This is a genomic window from Microcella pacifica (assembly GCF_009371975.2).
Classification (GTDB): domain Bacteria; phylum Actinomycetota; class Actinomycetes; order Actinomycetales; family Microbacteriaceae; genus Microcella; species Microcella pacifica.
The window spans coordinates 31,309-51,899 of sequence record NZ_VIKT02000011.1 but is presented as its reverse complement, the minus strand read 5'-3'; the positions used below and the strand labels follow the sequence as shown (position 1 = coordinate 51,899).

19 protein-coding genes are annotated in these 20,591 nt (G+C 71.1%); 11 read left to right on the top strand and 8 right to left on the bottom strand.

All coding sequences use genetic code 11. The annotated features are described in order from the left end of the window. The first annotated feature begins 4 nt into the window (after positions 1 to 4). From dhaL to FK219_RS07750, 8 genes are all read left to right on the top strand, one after another. The gene (gene dhaL, locus FK219_RS07785; protein WP_152582502.1) at positions 5 to 643 is read left to right on the top strand and encodes a dihydroxyacetone kinase subunit DhaL; all 639 of its coding nucleotides are present in this window, start codon (positions 5 to 7) and stop codon (positions 641 to 643) included. Beyond that, positions 640 to 3,117 carry a phosphoenolpyruvate--protein phosphotransferase gene (gene ptsP, locus FK219_RS07780; protein ID WP_152582501.1) on the top strand — a complete coding sequence of 826 codons (2,478 nt, stop codon included), beginning with the start codon at positions 640 to 642 and terminating at the stop codon, positions 3,115 to 3,117. The genes dhaL and ptsP overlap by 4 nt, the downstream gene beginning before the upstream one ends. Before the next feature lie 58 nt (positions 3,118 to 3,175). After that, a complete protein-coding gene (locus FK219_RS07775; RefSeq protein ID WP_152582500.1) occupies positions 3,176 to 4,423 on the top strand; it encodes a cell division protein PerM in 1,248 nt (415 codons plus the stop codon). A gap of 46 nt (positions 4,424 to 4,469) precedes the next feature. Further along, positions 4,470 to 5,072, top strand: a complete 603-nt coding sequence (gene purN, locus FK219_RS07770; protein WP_152582499.1) for a phosphoribosylglycinamide formyltransferase — start codon at positions 4,470 to 4,472, stop codon at positions 5,070 to 5,072. Between the two features lie 34 nt (positions 5,073 to 5,106). Further along, entirely contained in the window at positions 5,107 to 6,768 is a 1,662-nt protein-coding gene (gene purH / locus FK219_RS07765) for a bifunctional phosphoribosylaminoimidazolecarboxamide formyltransferase/IMP cyclohydrolase (RefSeq protein WP_152582498.1), read from the top strand. A gap of 47 nt (positions 6,769 to 6,815) precedes the next feature. Next, positions 6,816 to 8,012, top strand: a complete 1,197-nt coding sequence (gene ddaH / locus FK219_RS07760; protein ID WP_152582497.1) for a dimethylargininase — start codon at positions 6,816 to 6,818, stop codon at positions 8,010 to 8,012. A 194-nt stretch (positions 8,013 to 8,206) separates the two neighbouring features. Beyond that, complete coding sequence (locus tag FK219_RS07755) at positions 8,207 to 10,090, top strand: ABC transporter ATP-binding protein (protein ID WP_152582551.1); 1,884 nt, start codon at positions 8,207 to 8,209, stop codon at positions 10,088 to 10,090. Next, on the top strand, positions 10,087 to 11,895 hold the full coding sequence (locus tag FK219_RS07750; RefSeq protein WP_152582496.1) for an ABC transporter ATP-binding protein: 1,809 nt from the start codon (positions 10,087 to 10,089) through the stop codon (positions 11,893 to 11,895). Before FK219_RS07755 ends, FK219_RS07750 begins: the two co-directional genes overlap by 4 nt. A gap of 34 nt (positions 11,896 to 11,929) precedes the next feature. Here the strand turns inward: FK219_RS07750 and FK219_RS07745 are convergent, their stop codons facing one another. The 6 genes from FK219_RS07745 to FK219_RS07720 are packed head-to-tail and all read right to left on the bottom strand — an operon-like array spanning position 11,930 to position 17,035. Next, positions 11,930 to 12,787, bottom strand: a complete 858-nt coding sequence (locus tag FK219_RS07745; protein ID WP_152582495.1) for a MurR/RpiR family transcriptional regulator — start codon at positions 12,785 to 12,787, stop codon at positions 11,930 to 11,932. Next, positions 12,768 to 13,613 carry a phosphonate ABC transporter, permease protein PhnE gene (phnE, locus tag FK219_RS07740; RefSeq protein ID WP_152582494.1) on the bottom strand — a complete coding sequence of 282 codons (846 nt, stop codon included), beginning with the start codon at positions 13,611 to 13,613 and terminating at the stop codon, positions 12,768 to 12,770. The genes FK219_RS07745 and phnE (FK219_RS07740) overlap by 20 nt, the downstream gene beginning before the upstream one ends. Then, entirely contained in the window at positions 13,610 to 14,464 is an 855-nt protein-coding gene (gene phnE / locus FK219_RS07735; RefSeq protein WP_246299281.1) for a phosphonate ABC transporter, permease protein PhnE, read from the bottom strand. The genes phnE (FK219_RS07740) and phnE (FK219_RS07735) overlap by 4 nt, the downstream gene beginning before the upstream one ends. Next, positions 14,461 to 15,285: a phosphonate ABC transporter ATP-binding protein gene (gene phnC, locus FK219_RS07730; protein WP_152582493.1), complete on the bottom strand. Its 825-nt coding sequence runs from the start codon at positions 15,283 to 15,285 to the stop codon at positions 14,461 to 14,463. Before phnC ends, phnE (FK219_RS07735) begins: the two co-directional genes overlap by 4 nt. A 26-nt stretch (positions 15,286 to 15,311) precedes the next feature. After that, positions 15,312 to 16,316 (bottom strand): phosphate/phosphite/phosphonate ABC transporter substrate-binding protein, encoded by a 1,005-nt coding sequence (gene phnD / locus FK219_RS07725; protein WP_152582492.1) that lies wholly within the window; start codon positions 16,314 to 16,316, stop codon positions 15,312 to 15,314. Positions 16,317 to 16,318: 2 nt separating this feature from the next. Then, positions 16,319 to 17,035 (bottom strand): HAD family hydrolase, encoded by a 717-nt coding sequence (locus FK219_RS07720; RefSeq protein ID WP_210416796.1) that lies wholly within the window; start codon positions 17,033 to 17,035, stop codon positions 16,319 to 16,321. Between the two features lie 145 nt (positions 17,036 to 17,180). Here FK219_RS07720 and FK219_RS07715 point away from each other — a divergent pair, with 145 nt between their 5' ends. Further along, positions 17,181 to 17,873, top strand: coding sequence for an amino acid deaminase (locus FK219_RS07715; RefSeq protein WP_152582491.1), 693 nt, complete (start codon positions 17,181 to 17,183; stop codon positions 17,871 to 17,873). Here the strand turns inward: FK219_RS07715 and FK219_RS07710 are convergent. Both FK219_RS07710 and FK219_RS07705 read right to left on the bottom strand, forming a co-directional pair. Further along, entirely contained in the window at positions 17,837 to 18,196 is a 360-nt protein-coding gene (locus FK219_RS07710) for an MGMT family protein (RefSeq protein WP_152582490.1), read from the bottom strand. The genes FK219_RS07715 and FK219_RS07710 overlap by 37 nt on opposite strands. A gap of 25 nt (positions 18,197 to 18,221) precedes the next feature. Beyond that, positions 18,222 to 18,674: a GNAT family N-acetyltransferase gene (locus tag FK219_RS07705; protein ID WP_152582489.1), complete on the bottom strand. Its 453-nt coding sequence runs from the start codon at positions 18,672 to 18,674 to the stop codon at positions 18,222 to 18,224. Between the two features lie 113 nt (positions 18,675 to 18,787). Here FK219_RS07705 and FK219_RS07700 point away from each other — a divergent pair, with 113 nt between their 5' ends. Continuing rightward, positions 18,788 to 20,002: an NADP-dependent isocitrate dehydrogenase gene (locus FK219_RS07700; RefSeq protein WP_152582488.1), complete on the top strand. Its 1,215-nt coding sequence runs from the start codon at positions 18,788 to 18,790 to the stop codon at positions 20,000 to 20,002. A 274-nt stretch (positions 20,003 to 20,276) separates the two neighbouring features. Then, on the top strand, positions 20,277 to 20,591 hold a 315-nt coding region (locus FK219_RS13450), incomplete at its 3' end, for a hypothetical protein (RefSeq protein ID WP_210416795.1).

The following is a 20,591-nucleotide window of genomic DNA, read 5'->3' as shown; positions in this document are numbered from 1 at the left end:
CATCATGAGCACGACCCTCACCCTGGACGGCTTCGTCCGCTGGCTCGAGAGCTTTCGCGCCCGCATCGACGAGCAGACGGCGTACCTGACCGAGCTGGATTCCGCGATCGGCGATGCCGATCACGGGTCGAACATGGCTCGCGGCATGGCGGCCGTCATGACCAAGGTGGGGGAATCGCCCGCGGCGACCGCCGACGAGTTGTTCAAGACGGTCGGCATGACCCTTGTCACCTCGGTCGGCGGCGCCAGCGGGCCGCTCTACGGCACGTTCTTCCTGCGCGTCGGCATGGCGGCGGGCCCGGTCTCGGAGTGCGATGCGGCCGCGCTCGCCGCTGCCCTGCGCGCCGGCCTCGAGGGCGTCGTCGCGCGCGGCAAGGCCGAGGCGGGCGACAAGACCATGTTCGACGCGCTCTCCCCTGCCCTCGACGCGATGGATGCTGCGGTCGCCGCGGGCGCGTCCCTCGAGGAGGCGACGGCCGCGGCCCGCGATGCCGCCGCGACCGGTCGGGATGCGACCGAGCCGCTCGTGGCCCGCAAGGGGCGCGCGAGCTACCTGGGCGAGCGCAGCGCCGGTCACCTCGACCCGGGCGCGACCTCGACCGCTCTGCTCTTCGAGGCCCTCGCGGAGGTCACGGCCGCATGAGCCCCGTCGGTGTCGTCGCCGTCTCGCACAGTCCCGCGCTCGCCGAGGCCGCCATCGCGCTCGCCCTCGAGATGACGAGCGACGGCGGGCCCGCGATCGCGGCCGCCGCGGGCACGGCGGATGGCGGCACCGGCACCGATGCCGCGCGCATCGCCGCGGCCATCGCCGAGGTGGATTCCGGCGACGGGGTCGTCGTCATCATGGACCTGGGCTCGGCCATCATGAGCGCCGAGCTCGCGCTCGAGTTCGTCGACTCGGGCCTCGTCGAGCGCGTGCGCCTCGTTGCTGCGCCCTTCGTCGAGGGACTGCTCGCGGCCGTCGTCCGCGCGGCCGGGGGAGCGGCGCTCGACGAGGTCGCGGAGGAGGCGAGCGGCGCCCTGCGCCCCAAGCTCGAGCATCTCGGCGGTCAGTCCGGTGGGAGGAGCGACGAGCCCGGTGCCGAGAACGGCGCCGCTGACGCGCAGGCGAACGAGCCCGATGTCCCCGACGCCGAAGCCCAGGCGACCGTGCGCAACGTCGCTGGCCTCCACGCGCGGCCCGCCTCGGTCATCGCAGGAATCGTGCCCGGCTTCGACGCCGAGGTCACCCTCGCGGTCGGCGATCGCCCCCCGGTGTCGGCTGCGAGCCCGATCGGCATCGCGACACTCGCCGCCGGCCCGGGCACCCTCGTGCGCATCGCGGCCCGCGGCCTTCAGGCGGGCGCTGCGGTCGAGGAAGTACGGCGCCTCATCGAGGAGGGCTTCGGCGAGGAGCTCGCTGACCTGACGGCCGCGGGCGCCCCTTCGGCAAGCGAAGCAACCGCAACTGCGGCACTCGCACCCGCCGAGCGTCGAGGCACCGGCCCGCTCGGCGTGAGCGCCGGTCGCGTGATCGGCCCCGTCGTCGTGCTGCGCCGCTCCGTGTCGGAGCCCGACGCTGCCGAGCGGCTACCGGAGGACGAACTCGAGGCGGCCCTTGCCGAGGCGGCCGAGGCACGCGAGCGTGTCGCGGTCGACTACGAGGCACGCGCGGCGAGCGTGAGCGGTGAGCGCCGCACGGTGCTGGAGGCGACCGCTGCGATGGCGCGGGATGACGCGTGGGCGGCGGGCATGGAGCCGCGCATCCGGCGCTCGCGACTGACACCTGCTCGCGCCACGTGGGAGACCGCAGACGACCTCGCCGGTCAGTACCGTCGCGCGGGTGGTGTCTTCGCCGAGCGCGTGACCGACCTGCTCGACGTGCGCAACCGAGTGCTCGCGGCGATCACGGGGGAGCAACCGCCCGGGGTTCCCGAGCGCCGCGAGCCCTACATACTCGTCGCCGACGACCTCGCGCCCGCCGACACCGTCACGCTCGACCCCGCGATCTGCCTCGCGATCGTTACGGAGCAGGGCGGCCCGACTTCGCACACCGCGATCATCGCGCGCGAACTGGGACTGCCCGCCGTCGTCGGCCGCGCCAATGCCACGTCGCTCGTCGACGGCACGCTCGTGCTCGTCGATGGCGAGACGGGTGAAGTGCTCATCGACCCAGATGCGACAGCCCAGGCGACCGCGACGGGTGTGCTCACGACCCCGCCCTTCGTCGGGCCGGGTGCGACGAGCGACGGCCACCGCGTGGTGCTGGGCTCCAACGTCGGGGCGCCGCGCGATGTCGCCCGGGCCGTGGAGAGGGGAGCCGAGGGGGTCGGGCTGTTTCGCACCGAATTCTGCTTTCTCGACCGAGACATCGAGCCGAGCATCCCGGAGCAGGTCGCGGAATACCGGCAGGTCTTCGCAGCGTTCCCCGACCAGCGCGTCGTCGTGCGCACGCTCGACGCCGGCAGTGACAAGCCGCTGCCGTTCCTCACCGCCGACGATGAACCCAACCCCGCGCTCGGGGTACGCGGCGTGCGCACGGCGAGGCGGAACCCCGATGTGCTCGAGCGGCAGCTCGCCGCCATCGCGGAGGCCGCGCAGCACGAGACTGCCGAGATCTGGGTCATGGCGCCCATGATCGCCACCCTTGCGGAGACGCAAGAATTCGCGGCGAGGGCCCGCGGCGCCGGCATCGGCACGGTCGGCGTCATGATCGAGACCCCCGCGGCGGCCCTCACGGCGAGCGAGCTCATGGGCGTCGTCGACTTCGTGAGCATCGGCACGAACGACCTCGCGCAGTACACGCTCGCGGCCGACCGCGTGCTCGGTGATCTCGCCGACCTCGCTGACCCGTGGCAGCCCGCTCTGCTGCGCCTCATCGGGCTCGTCGGCGAAGCAGGTTCGGCGACGGCAACCCCGGTCGGCGTCTGCGGGGAGGCCGCGGCCGAGCCCGCTCTCGGTGCCGTGCTCGTGGGGCTCGGAGTCACGAGCCTCTCCATGGCGGCCCGCGCAATCACACCGGTGGGGCGACGCCTCGCCGAGCTGAGCATCGACACCTGCCGCAGTGCCGCCGCTGCCGCGACCGCCGCCAGCGACGCACACGGCGCGCGCGAGGCGGCGCTCGCGATCCTCGGCTGACCGGGCTCGGCGCGGTCGAGCCGGTGCCGGGCACGCCGCCACTAGGCTCGGGGTCGCCATGACGCGTCGCCTCACCGCCACTCTCGCCGCCCTCGAGGCGCTGCTCGTCGTCGGCGTCGGGCTCAGCATTCCGCTCGCGCTCGGCACGGTGCTGTGGGCGGCGCAGTTCGGCTTCCAGCTCGACTGGATCATCTTCTGGCGCGCCGCCGCCGACCTGTGGCTGCTCGGCCACGGGGTCACGATCACCTTCCAGCTCGACCCCGTGACAGCCCTCGCGCTCGGGGTGACGGGCGTCGGTGACCCCTTCGTGGTCACGCTCGCGCTGCTCGGCTTCGCCCTCCTGACGGCGCTGCTCGGAGTCCGCCTCGGGCGTCGGCTGCGGGCGGAGCCGCACCGCATCCTCGGCGAGCTCGTGGCGGTCGCGGCGGTTCTCGTGCTATCCGCCCTCGTGGTGCTCAGTGCCGGGCATCCCGCCGCCCTGCCGTCGCGGTGGCAGGGAGCGATGTTCCCCGCCCTGGTCTACGGTCTTGGCGTCGCGATCGGGTCGATCGGCGCGACCAACCCGGCGCGCGTGCGCCTGCGGCAGCTCATCGCGGATGCTCCGCCCCTGCTCACCGGCATCGGCGGCGCCGCGCTGCGCACCGGCCTCGGTGCCGTCGCCACGGTCGTGCTCGCGGGCTCCTTGCTCACGACCACGGCGCTCGTGCTCGGCTACGGGCAGGTCATCGCGCTCTACGAGAGCGTGCAGGCGGGCGTGCTCGGCGGGCTCGCGCTCACGCTCGGGCAGCTCGCCCTGCTGCCGACGGTCGTGCTGTGGTCGGCGTCGTGGCTCATCGGGCCGGGCTTCGCGCTCGGCGCGGGGTCGATCGTGAGCCCCGTCGCGGTGTCGCTCGGGCCGCTGCCGGCGATCCCGCTCCTGGGCGCGCTGCCCGCAGGGGAGTCGCCGCTGGGCTACCTGACTCTGCTCGTACCGATCGTCGCGGCATTCGCGGCCGGCCTCGCGGTGCGCCCGCGTCTCGCGGCCGCCTTCGGTCGGGCCTACGCCGACGACCTGCCGCTCGGGGCGCGGGTCGGCTGGTCGGTGCTCGCGGGCCTGCTCGCGGCGATCGTCGCAGGCCTCGCCATGGGCTTCCTCGCCTGGCTCGCCGCGGGTGCGGCGGGGCCCGGTCGCCTCGCGGTGGTCGGCCCCGACCCGGTCGCCGTCGGCGTCTGGATGCTCGCCGAAACGTTCCTCGGCGTCAGCCTCGGCCTGCTCGCCGCCGGCGCGCGAGCACCGCGGCGCACGGCCCCGGCGGTCGGTCGCTAATCCGGCCTGCGCGCAGCCGCTAGCCTGGCCTGGTGGTGAGAGTCGCGTGCTGAGGGTCGCTGTGCTGATCTCCGGCGGCGGGTCGAACCTGCGCGCCCTGCTCGAGGAGTGCCGCCACGACTCCTACCCCGCGCACGTCGTCGCCGTCGGAGCCGACCGTGACGCCGACGGGCTCGCCCACGCCGAGGCGTTCGGCATCCCCTCCTTCACGGTGCCCTACTCGGCGTACCCCACGCGCGAGGCCTGGGGTGACGAGCTGCTCGGGGCCCTCGCACCGTGGGGAGCCGACCTCGTCGTTCTCAGCGGCCTCATGCGCCTTCTGCCCGCCGGCGTCGTGACCGCGCTCGCTCCCGGGCTCATCAACACCCACCCCGCGTACCTGCCCGAGTTCCCCGGCGCCCACGCCGTGCGCGACGCGCTCGCCGCGCGTGCGACGCAGACCGGCGCGAGCGTCATCGCCGTCGACGCGGGAGTCGACACGGGCCCGATCCTCGCCCAGGAGCGTGTGCCCGTGCTGCCCGATGACACCGAGCACGCGCTGCACGAGCGCATCAAGCCCGTCGAGCGGCGCCTGCTTATCGACGTCGTGCGGGGCATCGCGGACGGGTCGATCGACCTCGGCGCAGCATCCGTGCCCCGACCTTCCTGACCACACGACCCCGCACCCACCCCTGGAGACCCACATGGCCGGCCCCGTTCACGACCCCGCCCTCTACCGCGAGCGCGACGCGATCCCCGTGCGCCGCGCGCTCATCAGCGTGAGCGACAAGACGGGCCTGCTCGACCTCGCGGCGGCGCTCGCGGGCGCCGGCGTCGAGATCGTGTCGACCGGGTCGACGGCCGCGACGATCGCGGAGGCCGGCCACGCCGTCACCGAGGTCGCTGCTGTGACGGGCTTCGCCGAGACCCTCGACGGGCGCGTCAAGACGCTGCACCCGAGCGTGCACGCCGGCATCCTCGCCGACCTGCGGCTCGAGTCGCACGAAGCGCAGCTCGCCGAGCTCGGCATCGCGCCGTTCGACCTCGTCGTCGTCAACCTGTACCCCTTCGTCGAGACCGTCGCGAGCGGGGCGGAGGCGAGCGCGATCGTCGAGCAGATCGACATCGGCGGGCCCGCGATGGTGCGCGCCGCGGCCAAGAACCACGCCAATGTGGCGATCATCGTCGACCCGGGCGACTACCACCAGGTGACGAAGGCCGTGACGCTCGGCGGCACGACCCTGCTGCAGCGCGAGCGCTTCGCGGCGAAGGCGTTCGGTCACACGGCCGCCTACGACACGGCCGTCGCCAGCTGGTTCGCCGACACGCTCGGGGTGCGGGCGCGCGGAGCTGAGGCGAAGCCCATTTCTGGGCTTCGCGCGACGCCAGCGCCCGACGCCGTCTCGGCGTCGGGCCCGGCTGCCGACGGCAGCCCCGCGACAGTCGAGCTGCACGCACGCCTGCAGCAGGTGCTGCGCTACGGCGAGAACAGCCACCAGTCGGCGGCGCTCTACCGCACCGACGGGGGCGCGGGCATCGCGCAGGCGACGCAGCTGCACGGCAAAGAGATGTCGTACAACAACTACGTCGACGCCGATGCCGCCGTGCGTGCCGCCTACGACCACGAGGCGCCCGCCGTCGCGATCATCAAGCACGCCAACCCGTGCGGCATCGCCGTGGCCGAGTCGATCGCGTCGGCCCACGCCGCCGCGCACGCGTGCGACCCCGTGTCGGCCTTCGGCGGCGTCATCGCCGCCAACCGCGTCGTGACGCTCGCGGCCGCCGAGTCGATCGCGCCGATCTTCACCGAGGTCGTCGTCGCGCCCGGCTTCGAGCCCGAGGCGCGCGCCCTGCTGAGCGAGAAGAAGAACATCCGCCTGCTCGAGCTGCCTGCCGGGTTCTCGCTGCCGGCCGTCGAGCTGCGGCAGGTGAGCGGAGGACTGCTGCGGCAGGAGGCCGACCACGCGTTCGCCCCCGCATCGACGTGGCAGCTCGCGGCGGGGGAGCCCGCCGACGAGGCGACCCTCGCCGACCTCGAGTTCGCGTGGCGCGCGTGCCGCGCCGTGAAGTCGAACGCCATCCTGCTGGCGTCGGGCGGAGCATCCGTCGGCGTCGGCATGGGGCAGGTCAACCGGGTCGACTCGTGCCACCTCGCGGTGTCGCGCGCCGGCGACCGGGCCCGCGGGTCGGTCGCCGCCTCCGACGCGTTCTTCCCGTTCGCCGACGGGCTGCAGGTGCTGCTCGACGCGGGAGTGCGCGTGATCGTGCAGCCGGGCGGCTCGGTGCGCGACGAGGAGGTCGTCGCGGCGGCGCAGGCCGCCGGGGTCACGATGTACCTCACGGGCGAGCGCCACTTCTTCCACTGACGGACCGACGGTCTCCGCACGACCGCGCGGGCGCTAGCGTGGCAGTCATGACTCCGATGCTCCGCCGCCTGCTCGACTCCACGCTCGCCGCCCTCGCGGTCGCCGTCACGACGCACCTCGTGACGATCGTGCTCTTCGCCGCGATCAACGGCGCGACCCTCGAGGTGCTCGCGCAGGTCAACGGCATCTTCGGCTTCTCGTCGATCCTGCTCTTCGTGTTCCTCGCCCTCGCGGGCCTCGCCCCGATCTACCGGAACTGGGCCGTCGCACTCGGCACGGGAACACTCGCGGCACTTCTCTCGTCGTGGTTCGGCGCGCTGCTCGCGCTCGTCGTCGCCGGCAACCCGATCACGCAAGAGCTCATCGACTACCTGTGGCTGAGCGTGCTCGGGTTCAACCTGCTGTACCAGGTCATCGCCGTGCTCGCGGTCATGACGATCGGCCGTCGCGTCATGACGACGCGGGATGCCTCGGCCACGGCCGCGCGCCGCCTCGCACTCGTCCGCATGCCGTCACCGCGCCTGGCCGAGGGGCTGCTCACGCACCAGGACCGCGTGGAGGTCGACGTCGACCTGGCCGACGCGCAGTGGGAGGGCTACGTGGAGGCACTGCGGGCGGAGGGCTTCACCCTCGTCGACGTGCCGCACGCCGACGAGCTGCCCGACAGCGTCTTCGTCGAGGACGCCCTCGTCGTCATCGGCGGCACCGCGGTCGTTACACGGCCCGGCGCTGAGGAGCGCCAGCCGGAGACCGCGGCTGCCGAGCACACCGCGCGCGAACTGGGTCTGCGCCTCGAGCGCATCGTCGCGCCGGGCACCCTCGACGGCGGCGACGTGCTCGCGGTCGGCGACACCCTCTACGTGGGCCGGGGTGGCCGCACGAACGCCGAGGGCATCCGGCAGCTGCGCGTCATCGCCGCGCGGCACGGGCTCGGCGTCGTCGCGGTGCCCGTGTCGAAGGTGCTGCATCTCAAGAGCGCCGTGACTGCGCTGCCCGACGGCACGGTGATCGGGCATCCCGATCTGGTGGACGACGTGTCGATGTTCCGCTCGTTCCTGCCCATGCCCGAGCCGGAGGGCGGCCACGTCGTCGTCCTCGACGACCACACGGTGCTCATGGCGGCGAGTGCACCGCAGTCGGCGGAGCTCATCCGCTCGCTTGGCTACCGCGTCATCACGGTCGACATCTCCGAGTTCGAGAAGCTCGAGGGCTGCGTCACATGCCTGAGCGTGCTCGTGCGGTAACGATCCGCTCTCGCGTTTCTGCGCCCGCCCGCTGAGGGATAGTCTGTAAGGCTGCGCGCTCGACCATCACCGAGTCTCTGCGGCACCATCACCACCGTGCCAACACCACTGTGCGACCGCCACAAGCGGTCGCCGCGCTCACTCGAGGATCCACCGTGTCGACGACCACGCCCGCCCCGCCCCGCCTGAACACCATGCGGGCGATCGCGCGCATCTACCCGTACGCGAAGCCGGCCATGAAGTGGATCTACGCGGGCATGGGCGCGGCGCTCGCCGCGGGAGTCGTGACCCTCATCATCCCGATCGTGCTGCAGGGCCTCGTCGACGGGCCACTGCGCACGGGCGACGCCTCGCAGATCTGGCCGGCCGGCCTGCTCGTGCTCGCCCTGGGGTTCCTCGAAGCCGTCTTCATCATGCTGCGCCGCTGGTTCGTGCTCACGCCCGGCACGCACATCGAGGCGCGCATGCGCAACGGCCTCTACGCGCAGCTACAGGATCTGCCGGTCGCGTTCCACGACCGCTGGCAGTCGGGGCAGTTGCTGAGCCGCGCGGTGAGCGACCTGAACCTCATCCGCCGCTGGCTGTCGTTCGGCTTCGTGCTGCTCATCGTCAACACCGTGACGATCCTCATCGGCTTCGCGGTGCTCCTCAGCTGGAGCCTGTGGCTCGGTCTCCTCTTCCTGGCGATGAGCATCCCGCTGTGGGTGTACGGCTACCTGTTCGAGAAGAAATACTCGGTCATCGCGCGCCGCGCGCAAGACCAGCAGGGTGACCTCGCGACGGCGGTCGAGGAGAGCGTGCACGGCATCCGCGTCTTGAAGGCCTTCGGCCGTGGCAAGCACTCGCTGCTGAAGTTCGCCGACCAGGCCGAGCTGCTGCGCGGCACCGAGATCGAGAAGGCCAAGGCGATCGCTGGCATCTGGTTCTGGCTCGTCCTCATCCCCGACGTCGCCTTCGCGCTGTGCCTGCTCGGCGGGGTGGCGCTCGCCGCGGCGGGCGAGCTGAGCGTGGGCGAGCTGTTCGCATTTTTCGCGACGGCGACGGTGTTGCGGTTCCCGATCGAGTCGATCGGCTTCCTGCTCTCGATGACGTTCGACGCGCGCACGGCGACCGACCGCTTCTTCGAGGTCATGGACGAGGTGAACACGATCACCGACCCCGAGTCGCCGCGCGAGCTGCGCAAGCCGACGGGTCGCCTGACGTTCGAGAAAGTCGAATTCCGCTATCAGGATGCTGCGCCCGACCTCCCCGGAACCCTCGACGGTATCGACTTGACCCTGGAACCGGGCGAGACGATGGCGCTCGTCGGTATCACGGGCAGCGGCAAGACCACGCTCACGGCGCTCGCGACGCGGCTGTACGACGTGACGGGCGGGCGCATCCTGCTCGACGATGTCGACATTCGCGACCTCACGCGGGAGGAACTGCGCCGCCACGTCGCGATGGCGTTCGAGGATGCGACGCTGTTCTCGGCGAGCGTGCGCGACAACGTGCTGCTCGGTCGCCCCGACCTCACCGAGAGCGATGACCTGGCTGCCGCACGCGAGGCCGAGCGGGTGCTCACGGAGGCGATCGAGATAGCGCAGGCGGGCTTCACGTACGACCTGCCGAACGGTCTGGAGACCCTCGTCGGCGAGGAAGGGCTGAGCCTCTCGGGCGGTCAGCGCCAGCGGCTCGCGCTCGCGCGCGCCGTCGCGGCCGACCCGGCCGTGCTCGTGCTCGACGATCCGCTGAGCGCTCTCGACGTCGACACCGAAGCCCTGGTGGAGGCGGCCTTGCGCCGCGTGCTCGCGAAGACGACGGGCCTCATCGTCGCGCATCGCCCGTCGACCGTGCAGATGGCCGACCGCGTCGCCCTCCTGCAGGAGGGCCGCATCACCGACGTCGGCACGCACTCCGAGCTGCTGCAGCGCAACGAGCACTACCGCTACGTGATCTCGTCCCTCGAGGACGAGGAGCTCGCGGCCGAGGAGCGCGCCGAGCGCGACCTGCGCCTCGCCGAAGAGCAGGGTCGGCGCCAGGACGCGATCGACCGCGAGAGCAGAGTCATCGACCAGGACGGGGAGGGAATCCGATGAGCGTCGTCGGCGTCGAGGGCGAGGAGCGCGACGACTTCACGCGCGGAGAGTCTCGCCAGATGCGGGCTCGCTCGCTGCGGCTGCTCGGCTCGCTCGTGCGCCCGGTGCGTGCGCGGGTCATCCTCACCATGTTCGTGATCGTCCTCTCGACGGCGCTGCAGGTGGCAGGCCCCGCGCTCATCGCGTACGGCATTGACACCGGTCTGCCGGCGCTGCTCGACGAGAACGACTGGATGCCGATCGGCCTCATCGTGGGCGCGTACCTGCTGACGGGCATCTCGGGTGCGGCGTTCATCGCGCTCTACCAGGTCATGTCGGCGCGCCTCAGCCAGGCAATCCTGCTCGATCTGCGCAAGCGCGTGTTCCTGCACACGCAGCGCCTATCGCTGGAGTTCCACGAGTCGTACACTTCGGGCCGCATCATCGCGCGGCAGACGAGCGACCTCGACTCGATTCGCGAGCTGCTGGATTCTGGGCTCAACCAGCTGGTCTCCGGGATGCTCTACATGAGCTTCACGGCCGCCGCACTCGTGCTGCTCGACCCGACCTCGGGTCTCGTCCTGGCCGTGTCGCTCGTGCCGCTCCTGCTGCTCACGCGCTGGTTCCAAGTGCGCTCGCAGAAGCTCTTCCGGTACACCCGGGTCGCCTCGGCGCGCCTCATCGTGCACTTCGTGGAGACGATGACGGGCATCCGCGCCGTGAAGGCGTTCCGCAAGGAGCCGCGCAACGCGGTGCAGTTCGGCGACCACGTCGAGGAGTACCGGCACGCCAACGCGCGCGTCATCCGCCTGTTCGGCATCTTCGACCCGGGGCTCGTCCTCATCGGCAACGTGACGGTCGCCGCGGTGCTCGTCGTCGGGGGCTTCCGCATCGTCGAGGGCTCGCTCGCGGTCGGTGCGCTGCTCGGCATCCTGCTCTATACGCGGCGCTTCTTCGACCCGGCGGAGGAGATGGCGATGTTCTACAACTCCTACCAGGGCGCGGCGGCCGCGCTCGAGAAGATCTCGGGCGTGCTCGAGGAGACGCCCTCGGTCGCCGACCCGACGACACCCATCGACCTGTGGAAGGCGCGCGGCACCGTGCACTTCGACCGCGTGCGCTTCCAGTACGCGCAGGACGAGGTCGTGCTGCCCGATCTCGAGCTCGAGATCCCGGCCGGGCAGACGATCGCGCTCGTCGGCACGACGGGGGCGGGCAAATCGACGCTCGCGAAGCTCATCGCGCGCTTCTACGACCCCACCTCAGGAGCGGTGACGCTCGACGGTGTGGACCTGCGCAAGCTGCACCCGAAGGATCTGCGGCGCGCGATCGTCATGGTCACGCAGGAGGCCTACCTGTTCTCGGGCACTGTCGCCGACAACATCGCCCTGGGCAACCCGCAGGCGACGCGCGACCAGATCGTGGACGCAGCGAAGGCGGTCGGCGCGCACGAGTTCATCGAGTCGCTGCCGCACGGGTACGACACCGACGTCAACAAGCGCGGCGGACGCGTCTCGGCCGGCCAGCGCCAGCTCATCTCGTTCGCGCGCGCGTTCCTCGCCGACCCGGTCGTCCTCATCCTCGACGAGGCGACAGCCTCGCTCGACATCCCGAGCGAGCGGCTCGTGCAGCAGGCCCTCAACACCCTGCTCAGCGATCGCACGGCCGTCATCATCGCCCACCGCCTGTCGACGGTCGCGATCGCCGACCGCGTGCTCGTCATGGAGCACGGCCGCATCGTCGAGGACGGCACGCCCGCCGAGCTCATCGCCGGCACGGGCAAGTTCGCGCAGCTGCACGCCGCCTGGCGCGACTCCCTCGTGTAGCGGAGCGGTGCCGCGGGGGATGCTCCGCGCGGGCCTACTCCGACAGCGAGCGGCTTAGCATCGAGAGCGTCGCCGCCTGCGCGACGCGCGCTCGATCGCCGCGCCGCGAGACGAGCAGTTCGACGACGAACTCCGTGACGAGCATGAGCGCCGCGCGCGAGGTGTGCACGAGCTCGTCGCGGAAGGTGTCGTCGATCGGGGCGACGATGAGCGCGGCGTCGGCGAGCTTGGCCGCCGCGGACTGCGGAAAGCACGTGATGACGAGCACCGTCGCCCCGCTCTCCCGCGCCGCGGTCATGACCTCGAGCGAGGCGCGGTTGGCGCCGGATCCCGTGACGACGACGCACGCCGAGCCCGCGCCGAGCTGCGTCGCCGAGATCTGCTGCCCGATCGTGTCGGGCAGGTACTCGGCCGGGCGCCCCGCCGAGATGAGGCGAAGCGCGAGGTCGAGACCGAGCGGCAAGGAGAGGCCGTTGGCAACGACGAGCACGCGCTGCGACTCGTCGACGACCCGCACGAACTGCTCGACGCTCTCCTCCGTGAGTGCCGAGAGGGTGTGGCCGAGGCGGTCGGAGAAGCGCTCGATCATCGTGCGGAGCGCACCCATCACCGCGCCCTCCGAGGCGCTCGTCGTCTGAGATCCGAGGGCGAGCTCGCGCACGAGCGCGACGCGCAGCTGCTGATATCCGCTGTAGCCGAGGGACTGGGAGGTGCGGATGACACTCGCCCGCCCCACGCCGAGGAGGTCGGCGACGTCCTGCGCGGTGCGCTCGATCGCCGCCTCGACATCGCTCGCGATCGACTCGGCGACGCGCCGCTCGGTCGGATGGAGCGAGGGCGCGAGCATGGCGATGCGCGCCGTCGGCGGGGCGTCAGCGGATCCCGACCACATGGCGGCTCCTCTTCTCCGTGATGCGCGGACCGCCCGTGATGCGTCGGCGGATCGCGCCCGAGATCGCGTCCATGATCATCGTCACGACGACGACCACGATCAGCAGCATTCCGACGGTATCCCACTCGCGGAAGTTGGTGTAGTTCGCGAGCATGCTGCCGACGCCGCCCGCGCCGACGAGGCCGAGCACGGCGGAGGTGCGGATGTTGATCTCGAAGCGGTACAGCGCGAACGACATGAGCGCGGGGGCGACCGCGGGCCAGAGCGCCCAGCGGGCGACCTCGGCCGTGCTTCCGCCCGCGGCTCGCACGGCCTCGGAGGCGCCCTCCTGGGCGGACTCGATGGTCTCGTAGACCCACTTGCCCTGCGTGCCGATGCCCGCGATGCCCAGCGCGAGAGCGCCCGTGAACGGGGTGAGGCCTGTGACGGTCAGGAGGAGGAGCGCGATGATCACCTCGGGCACCGCGCGGATGATGGCGAAGACCACCCGCAGCGGCAGGCGCACCCAGGAGGGTCCGACGTTGCCGGCGGCGAGCATCCCGAGAGGGATCGAGACGATCACGCACAGGATCGCGCCGATCCACGCCATGGAGATGGAGCGCCACATCTCGAATAGGGCGCGCGGCAGGCGCTCCCAGTTCGGGTCGGCGAACATGAGCGTGCTGTAGCGCAGCACGTCGCCGGGCACGTCGCCGAGCTCGCTCCAGTCGATCCTCAAGCCGACGGTCGCGGCGATCACGACACCGCCCACGACGATCGCCCACAGGCTCGCGGCGGTGCGCGAGGGCCGCGACGGCGGAAGCGGCGGTGCGGTGCGCGCGTTCACACGAGCCTCCGTCGCAGGGTCGTGGAGACAAGCTCGATGAGCACGACGACGACGAGGATCTCGAGCACGATGATCGCGACGTCGTCGTAGGCGTAGAAGGCGCGTCGCTCGTCGAGCAGCCGCCCGATGCCGCCCGCGCCGACGATGCCGAGGATCGCGGAGATGCGCACGTTGAGCTCGAGGGCGTACAGCCACTGGTTGGCGAAGAGCGGCCAGGACTGCGGCAGCGCGGTCGCGCGGTTGATCTGCAGTTGAGAGCCACCCGCGGCGCGACCGGCCTCCATGTACGCGTGGTCGCCCGAGTCGATCGCCTCCGAGACGAGCTTGACGACGACCCCGACGTTGAAGAGGAAGAGCGTCACGAGGCCGGGAAGCGCGCCTACGCCGATCATCGCGACGAGGACGGTCGCGTAGACGAGGTCGGGCACGGCCCGCAGAACGTTGATGACCGTGCGGACAGCGTGACGCGTGACGCCGTTCGGGTTGGTGGGTGCGGCGGCCCACAGCGTCAGCGGCACGGAGACGAGCGCAGCGGCCGCCGCGCCCACGAGCGCCATCTGCAGCGTCTCGAGTATCGGCTCGAGCGTGCGGGGGAGGAAGGAGAAATCCGGCTGGATCAGTTGCACGAGCAGTCCCGAGCCGTTGCTCCAGTTGCGGACGAGAGCACCGAGGTCGACCTCGATGCCGCCGATCGCGGGCACGCACGTCGCGATCGTGAAGAGCGCGAACGCCGCGATCGCGAGGCCGTTCCGCGCCCGGTTGCGGGGGCGGGGAGGCAGGTCGAGCGCGCGTAGCGGCGCGGTCGCCGCCTCGACGCTGTCGGCGCTCGCGCCGATCAGCCTCGTGCTCACGAGCCGAGCCGATCGTCGGGCTGGATGGGCCGACCGTAGATCTGCTCGAAGTCGCTCTCCGCCGCCTCCGCCGCCGGGCCGTCGTAGACGAGCCGGCCGTCGCGCAGGCCGATCATGCGCGTCGTGTACATGCGAGCCAGATCCATGAGGTGGATGTTCACCAGCACGGTGAGGCCCTTCTCGGCGTTGACCCGGCGCAGGTCGTTCATGACGGCGTGGGCGGTCGGCGGGTCGAGGCTCGCCACCGGCTCGTCGGCGAGCATGACGCTCGGTTCCTGCGTCAGGGCGCGGGCGATCGCGACGCGCTGCTTCTGGCCGCCCGAGAGCTGACCCGCGCGGGTCCACACCTTGTCGAGGATCCCGACCGAGTCCAGCGACCGCAGCGCGAGCTCGCGGTCGTGCGCCGTCGTGATGCCGAGCAGCGATCGGTAGATCGGAGTGTGGGCGAACCGCCCGACGAGCACGTTGCGGTACACGTCGGTGCGATCGGCGAGGTTGAAGCCCTGGAAGATCATCCCGATGTGCCCGCGGAGGCTGCGCAGCCGACGGCCGCGCATGCCGTTGACGGTATGCGGCCCCACGGCGACCGTGCCGCTCGTCACGGGTACGAGCCCGTTGATGGTACGGATGAGCGTCGACTTGCCCGAGCCGGAGAGTCCGACGATGGAGACCATCTCACCGGGAGCGATGTCGAGGGAGACGTTGCGCAGGGCCGTCGTGCCGTTCGGATAGGTGACCGATACGTCGTCGAGGCGGATGGACCACGACCCGGAGGCCGAGGGGGTGACCTCGGCCTCCGGGCGCTGCGGTGCAGAACGCATGAAGCGAACCTTCGCGATCGATGCGATCAGTTGGAGAACTGGGCGAGGATCTCGCCGTAGCGGGTGATCTCGCCGATCTCCGTCTCGCTCGTCCAGTCGGAGAGGCCGACGAGGTCGAACATGACGGTGGCCGCCTCCTCGGAGGAGTCCGCATAGGCGTCCATGAGCGCGGTCAGCTGGGTGACGAGGTCGTCGGGCAGCGACGAGGAGACCGCGACGCCGCCGTTCGGGATGAGGTCGGTGTAGGCGAACGCCACGACTTGCTCGGCGATGTCGGGAGCCTCCTCGGTGACCGTGGTGCGGGCATCCCAGTAGGCGAAGCCCACCTCGGCGTCGCCGTTGTAGACGGCGAGGACCGAGTTGTTGTTGCCCTCGACCGGGATCTGCGTGATGTCGGCGTCGGTGTCGATGCCGAGCTCGCGCATGGCGACGACGGGGTACTGGTAGCCAGCGGGCGACGTGGCCGCCTGGAGGGCGACCTCCGTGCCGTTGTCAATGAGCTCCAGCGCTTCGAGGCCGGCCGGGCCTGCGCCAGCGGCGGTGCCCTGCTCGATGCCGTTGCAGTAGGACAGCTCGATGCCGCTCGCGGCGTACGTGGCCATGACAGGGGCCTCGGCGCAGTACTTGGCCGGGTTGTTGGTGTACGCGACAGACGCGTACGAGGTGGCTCCGAAGCGCACGTCACGCAGGATGAGCTCGGCGTCGTAGCGCTCGATCGCGTTGTACAGCGAGCCGGCGTCGGTGATGACGACCTGAGCCTGGTCGCTGCCCAGTGCTTCGACGGTCGCCGAGTATTCGGAGGCGACCACGCCGTTGATCTCGATGCCGAGGTTGTCGGAGAGGTAGCTGGTGAGCGGGTCGAGCGCCTCGGCGAGGTCAGCGCCCTCGACCGAGGGGACGAGGGAGATCGTGATGGACTCGGGCCACTCGGAGGCCTCGCCCGAGGCGTCGGTCTCAGCCTGGCCGCTGCAGCCGACGAGGGCGACGGCGGCGACGGCCGCGACACCGGAGATGAGGAGGGACTTGCGCATGATCAGTGGTTCCTTTCGATGGTGTGGTGAGGGAGGGAATCGGCAGAAGGAGTCAGGAGGGGAGGAGCGGCGTGCACCCACGCCGTGATCTCGTCGTAGAGATCGGCGAGGCTGTGACCGCGCATCGTGGTGGCAGCGGCGGAATGCGCGGCGGTGACGCCGACGAGAGCGGTGTCCGCTCCGAGCGCGGTCGCCGGGTCGAGGTCGAACTCGGCGATGTCGCCGATGGCGAGCACCGCACCCTGCTCGAGCGCCTCGCGCAGCACGGGCACGAGGCCGTGGGGCTTGCCGACCGCGAAGTGCAGATCGTCGAAGACCTCGGCCACGCCCCACGCCTCGAGGACGTCGAGGATGCGGCCGGCCGGTGCGTTGGTCGCGAGGACGAGGCGCGCGCGTGCGCTGAGACCGTGCAGGAACTCGCGCAGGCCCTGCGGCGGGTCGACGAGGGCGTCGTCGGATCCGAGCAGCTCGCGCGAGGCGGCGTACGCGGCGTCGAGGCGCTCGCGTGCGATGCCCTCGGCGGCGGCGACCCGGCTGACGGCGTCGTAGCCGTCGCGGTACTCGGCCTCGCCCGCCTCGAAGGCGGCGAGCGCGGCCTCGGCGCGACCGAGGAACGTCGCATCACCGGCGTGCGCGGCGATCGCACGAGCGAACGCCGAGATCGGCCCGTTGCCGAGCGCGAGTGTGCCGTCGAAATCCAGCACGATCGTGGGCCTCACCGCTCTCCTCTCCGCCCGCGGGCAGGTTCGTCGCCCTGACGTGGACGATGCGTCTATGGTGGCCAAATTTGGTGGACGAAGCGGCCATGAGTGGTGAACACTGCGTGAACTCATCCGGGGCGACGGCCGTCTACGCTGGGACGTCGTGATCCACACGCTCGACGATGCCGCGGCGCGAGCGCTCACCGACCCCAGCGGCGTCCTGCGCGAGCACTCCTGGCTCGGCGCCGCGATCGACGATGACGTCGGCGCGGGCAGGCTCGAGAAGTGGGGCCGGTCGACGGCGATGGACGAGAACACCGGGACGGCGACCGTGGACCCCGCGCTGTTCGCGGCACTCCACTCCCGCGCGCACGTCGAGGCGCGCTGGCCAGTCGGCCATGCCGGCCTCCTGCACGTGTACGGCTACCTGCTGTCGACGACGCCCACTCCGTACGGGCTGAAGCGCGAGAGGTGGCTGGACGGCGGGCTCGCGCGCGCCTACGGGCTCGCCGACGACGCTTTCGTGCCGTGGGCGCGATCGACCACTCTGCTGGAGCGCGTGAGCGACGCGGCGGAGGCGCTCGTCGCGCTCGGGGCGACGCGCGTCCAGACCGTCGACGGGGTCGAGTCGGTGCTCGCCCTCGGACGCGCGCGCGACGACGGGCCGTTCGCGCTCGCCTACGCCGTGGACGGGAGGCTCGTCACCACATTCCCGGTCGGCTCGGCCGAATCGGTGCTCGCCGAGTGGGATGCCGACGCCGCGCGGCTGCGGTGGAACGCCGCGGGAGAGGCGCATTCCGCCGCGCTTGGTCCGGAAGGTCAGAGGTGGCGGGCGACCGCGAGGTCGAGCCGGTAGGCGAGGGCCTCGACGTACTCGGGCTCGTGCGGCTGCACGAGCCAGCGCAGGGGAGTGCGCTCGGCGCGGTAGTGCTCAAGCGCAGCATCCTCGTGTCCGGAAGGCGGTCGGCCGTCGGCGCGCACGACGCGCCACCAGGGCACTGAGCCGCCCTCCATGGCCATGACGCGGCCGACGGCGCGGGCGCCGCGCGAGCCGAGCTCGGCGGCGACGTCGCCGTAGGTCATGACGCGGCCGGGCGGGATGTCGTCGACGACGGCGAGCACGGCGCCGGCGAAGTCGAGGGAGGTCACCGTGACACCGGGCGCGTGCTTCTCGTTCACGAGTGTGCCAGTCTGCGCGGCCGCGTCAGACGGTGAGCTCGCCGATCTTCTCGCCGTACTCCGTCTCGCCGACCTCAGTGAAGCCGATGCGACGGAAGAACTCTCCGGGCCCGTCGTCGCCCGACTCCCAGATGACGGTGAGGCGGTCGAAGCCGCGCTGGCGGGCCTCCTCCGCGAGGGCGTGCACGGCGAACTTGCCGATGCCGCGGCCCTGAGCCGTGGCATCCACGTTGACGCGCCAGACGCAGCTGCGAAACTCCGGCTTCGGGTTGTCGGCGTCGAAGTTGCCGCGGATGAAGCCGACGACCTCGTCGCCGTCGAGGACGACGCGCGCCCACGTGGTGCTCGGGTCGACGTAGGCGTCGGCGGCCGAGTAGGAGACCGGGGTGATGTACTGCTCCTGGCCCGGCAGCAGGGTGAGGCCGTTCGCGGCCACAATCGTCTTCGCCGACAGCTCTTCGACTCGCAAGTTCCCCATGCGCTCCACAGTAGCGCGTGGCCCCCGCACGAGGGTCAGACTTCGGTATCTCGATGTCGAGATATCTCGCTCAGCCGCTAGGCTGGCTTCTGCCACCGAAGAGAGGAACCCCCGTGCAGAAGATCAAGGTCGAGGGCACCGTCGTCGAACTCGACGGCGACGAGATGACCCGCATCATCTGGCAGTTCATCAAGGACCGCCTCATCCACCCCTACCTCGATGTGACGCTCGAGTACTACGATCTCGGCATCCAGCACCGCGACGAGACCGACGACCAGGTCACGGTCGATGCGGCGCACGCGATCCAGAAGCACGGCGTCGGCGTCAAGTGCGCCACGATCACGCCCGACGAGGCGCGCGTCGAAGAGTTCGGCCTCAAGAAGATGTGGCGCAGCCCCAACGGCACCATTCGCAACATCCTCGGCGGCGTCATCTTCCGCGAGCCGATCATCATCAGCAACATTCCGCGACTGGTGCCCGGCTGGAACAAGCCCATCATCATCGGCCGCCACGCGTTCGGCGACCAGTACCGCGCCACCGACTTCCTCTTCAAGGGCAAGGGCACGCTCACGGTCGAGTTCACGCCCGAGGACGGCTCCGAGCCTCAGAAGTTCGAGGTCTACCAGTCGCCCGGCGACGGCATCGCCCAGGTGCAGTACAACCTCGACGCCTCGATCATCGACTTCGCTCGCGCCTCGCTCAACTACGGGCTCTCGCGCCAGTACCCCGTGTACCTCTCGACGAAGAACACGATCCTCAAGGCATACGACGGCCGCTTCAAGGACCTCTTCCAGGAGGTCTACGAGAACGAGTTCAAGGACAAGTTCGAGGCCGCCGGCATCACCTACGAGCACCGCCTCATCGACGACATGGTCGCCTCCGCCATGAAGTGGGAGGGCGGATACGTCTGGGCCTGCAAGAACTACGACGGCGACGTGCAGTCAGACACCGTCGCGCAGGGCTTCGGCTCGCTCGGCCTCATGACGAGCGTGCTCACGACCCCGGACGGCAAGATCGTCGAAGCCGAGGCCGCGCACGGCACCGTCACGCGCCACTACCGCCAGCACCAGCAGGGCAAGCCCACGTCGACGAACCCCATCGCGTCGATCTTCGCGTGGACCCGTGGCCTCATGCACCGAGGCAAGCTCGACGGCAACCAGGAGCTCATCGCCTTCGCCGAGACCCTCGAGGACGTCGTCATCACGACCGTCGAGAGCGGCAAGATGACGAAGGACCTCGCGCTGCTCGTGAGCGACGACCAGGCCTACCTCACGACGGAGGATTTCCTCGCAGCCCTCGACGAGAACCTCGCCTCGCGACTCGCGTAGACACCGTCGCTGCCGCGTGAGGCAGAACCGCTGACCGGATGCCCGTGGCCGAGTGCCACGGGCATCCGTCGTCTCGGCGCACCTCCCCGCGGCACCCGCGGAGCCCCGACCCCCCGGAATGGGGCGCCCTCCGCCCCCGGATGGGGGGAGGTGAACCTCTTTCGCCCCCGCTCGCCGTCCCTCAGGATGGTGAAGCGGCGTCACGCCCGAGCGCCGCAACCCGACCGAGCCCCCGCTCGGCGCTGGGGGGAATCGGGCCCTGGGGGGATTCACCGTGTCGATCTCGCACGTTGCACACCGCGCACTGGCAGCACTGCTGACGACCGCCGTCATCACGGCGGCCGCGATCTCGATGCCGACGGCAACCGCCACGGCGGCGCCCTCCGCCGTCACGCAGACCTTCAGCTACACGGGCGCCGTTCAGACCTTCACGGTGCCGGCCGGGGTCACGCAGCTCTCCACTGTCATCACGGGCGCCGAGGGCGGCCGCGGCGGCGATGATTCCCAAGGCCCACCTCGTGCGGGCGGGTACAAGGGCCAGATCACCGGAACCATTGCGGTGACTCCCGGGCAAGTGTTGACGGTTGCG

Bases quoted from the DNA above. Each gene is read 5' to 3' on its own strand.
- dhaL (WP_152582502.1), top strand. From the start codon at position 5: ATGAGCACGACCCTCACCCTGGACGGCTTCGTCCGCTGGCTCGAGAGC.
- ptsP (WP_152582501.1), top strand. From the start codon at position 640: ATGAGCCCCGTCGGTGTCGTCGCCGTCTCGCACAGTCCCGCGCTCGCC.
- FK219_RS07775 (WP_152582500.1), top strand. From the start codon at position 3,176: ATGACGCGTCGCCTCACCGCCACTCTCGCCGCCCTCGAGGCGCTGCTC.
- purH (WP_152582498.1), top strand. From the start codon at position 5,107: ATGGCCGGCCCCGTTCACGACCCCGCCCTCTACCGCGAGCGCGACGCG.
- ddaH (WP_152582497.1), top strand. From the start codon at position 6,816: ATGACTCCGATGCTCCGCCGCCTGCTCGACTCCACGCTCGCCGCCCTC.
- FK219_RS07755 (WP_152582551.1), top strand. From the start codon at position 8,207: ATGCGGGCGATCGCGCGCATCTACCCGTACGCGAAGCCGGCCATGAAG.
- FK219_RS07750 (WP_152582496.1), top strand. From the start codon at position 10,087: ATGAGCGTCGTCGGCGTCGAGGGCGAGGAGCGCGACGACTTCACGCGC.
- FK219_RS07745 (WP_152582495.1), bottom strand. From the start codon at position 12,787: ATGTGGTCGGGATCCGCTGACGCCCCGCCGACGGCGCGCATCGCCATG.
- phnC (WP_152582493.1), bottom strand. From the start codon at position 15,285: ATGCGTTCTGCACCGCAGCGCCCGGAGGCCGAGGTCACCCCCTCGGCC.
- phnD (WP_152582492.1), bottom strand. From the start codon at position 16,316: ATGCGCAAGTCCCTCCTCATCTCCGGTGTCGCGGCCGTCGCCGCCGTC.
- FK219_RS07705 (WP_152582489.1), bottom strand. From the start codon at position 18,674: ATGGGGAACTTGCGAGTCGAAGAGCTGTCGGCGAAGACGATTGTGGCC.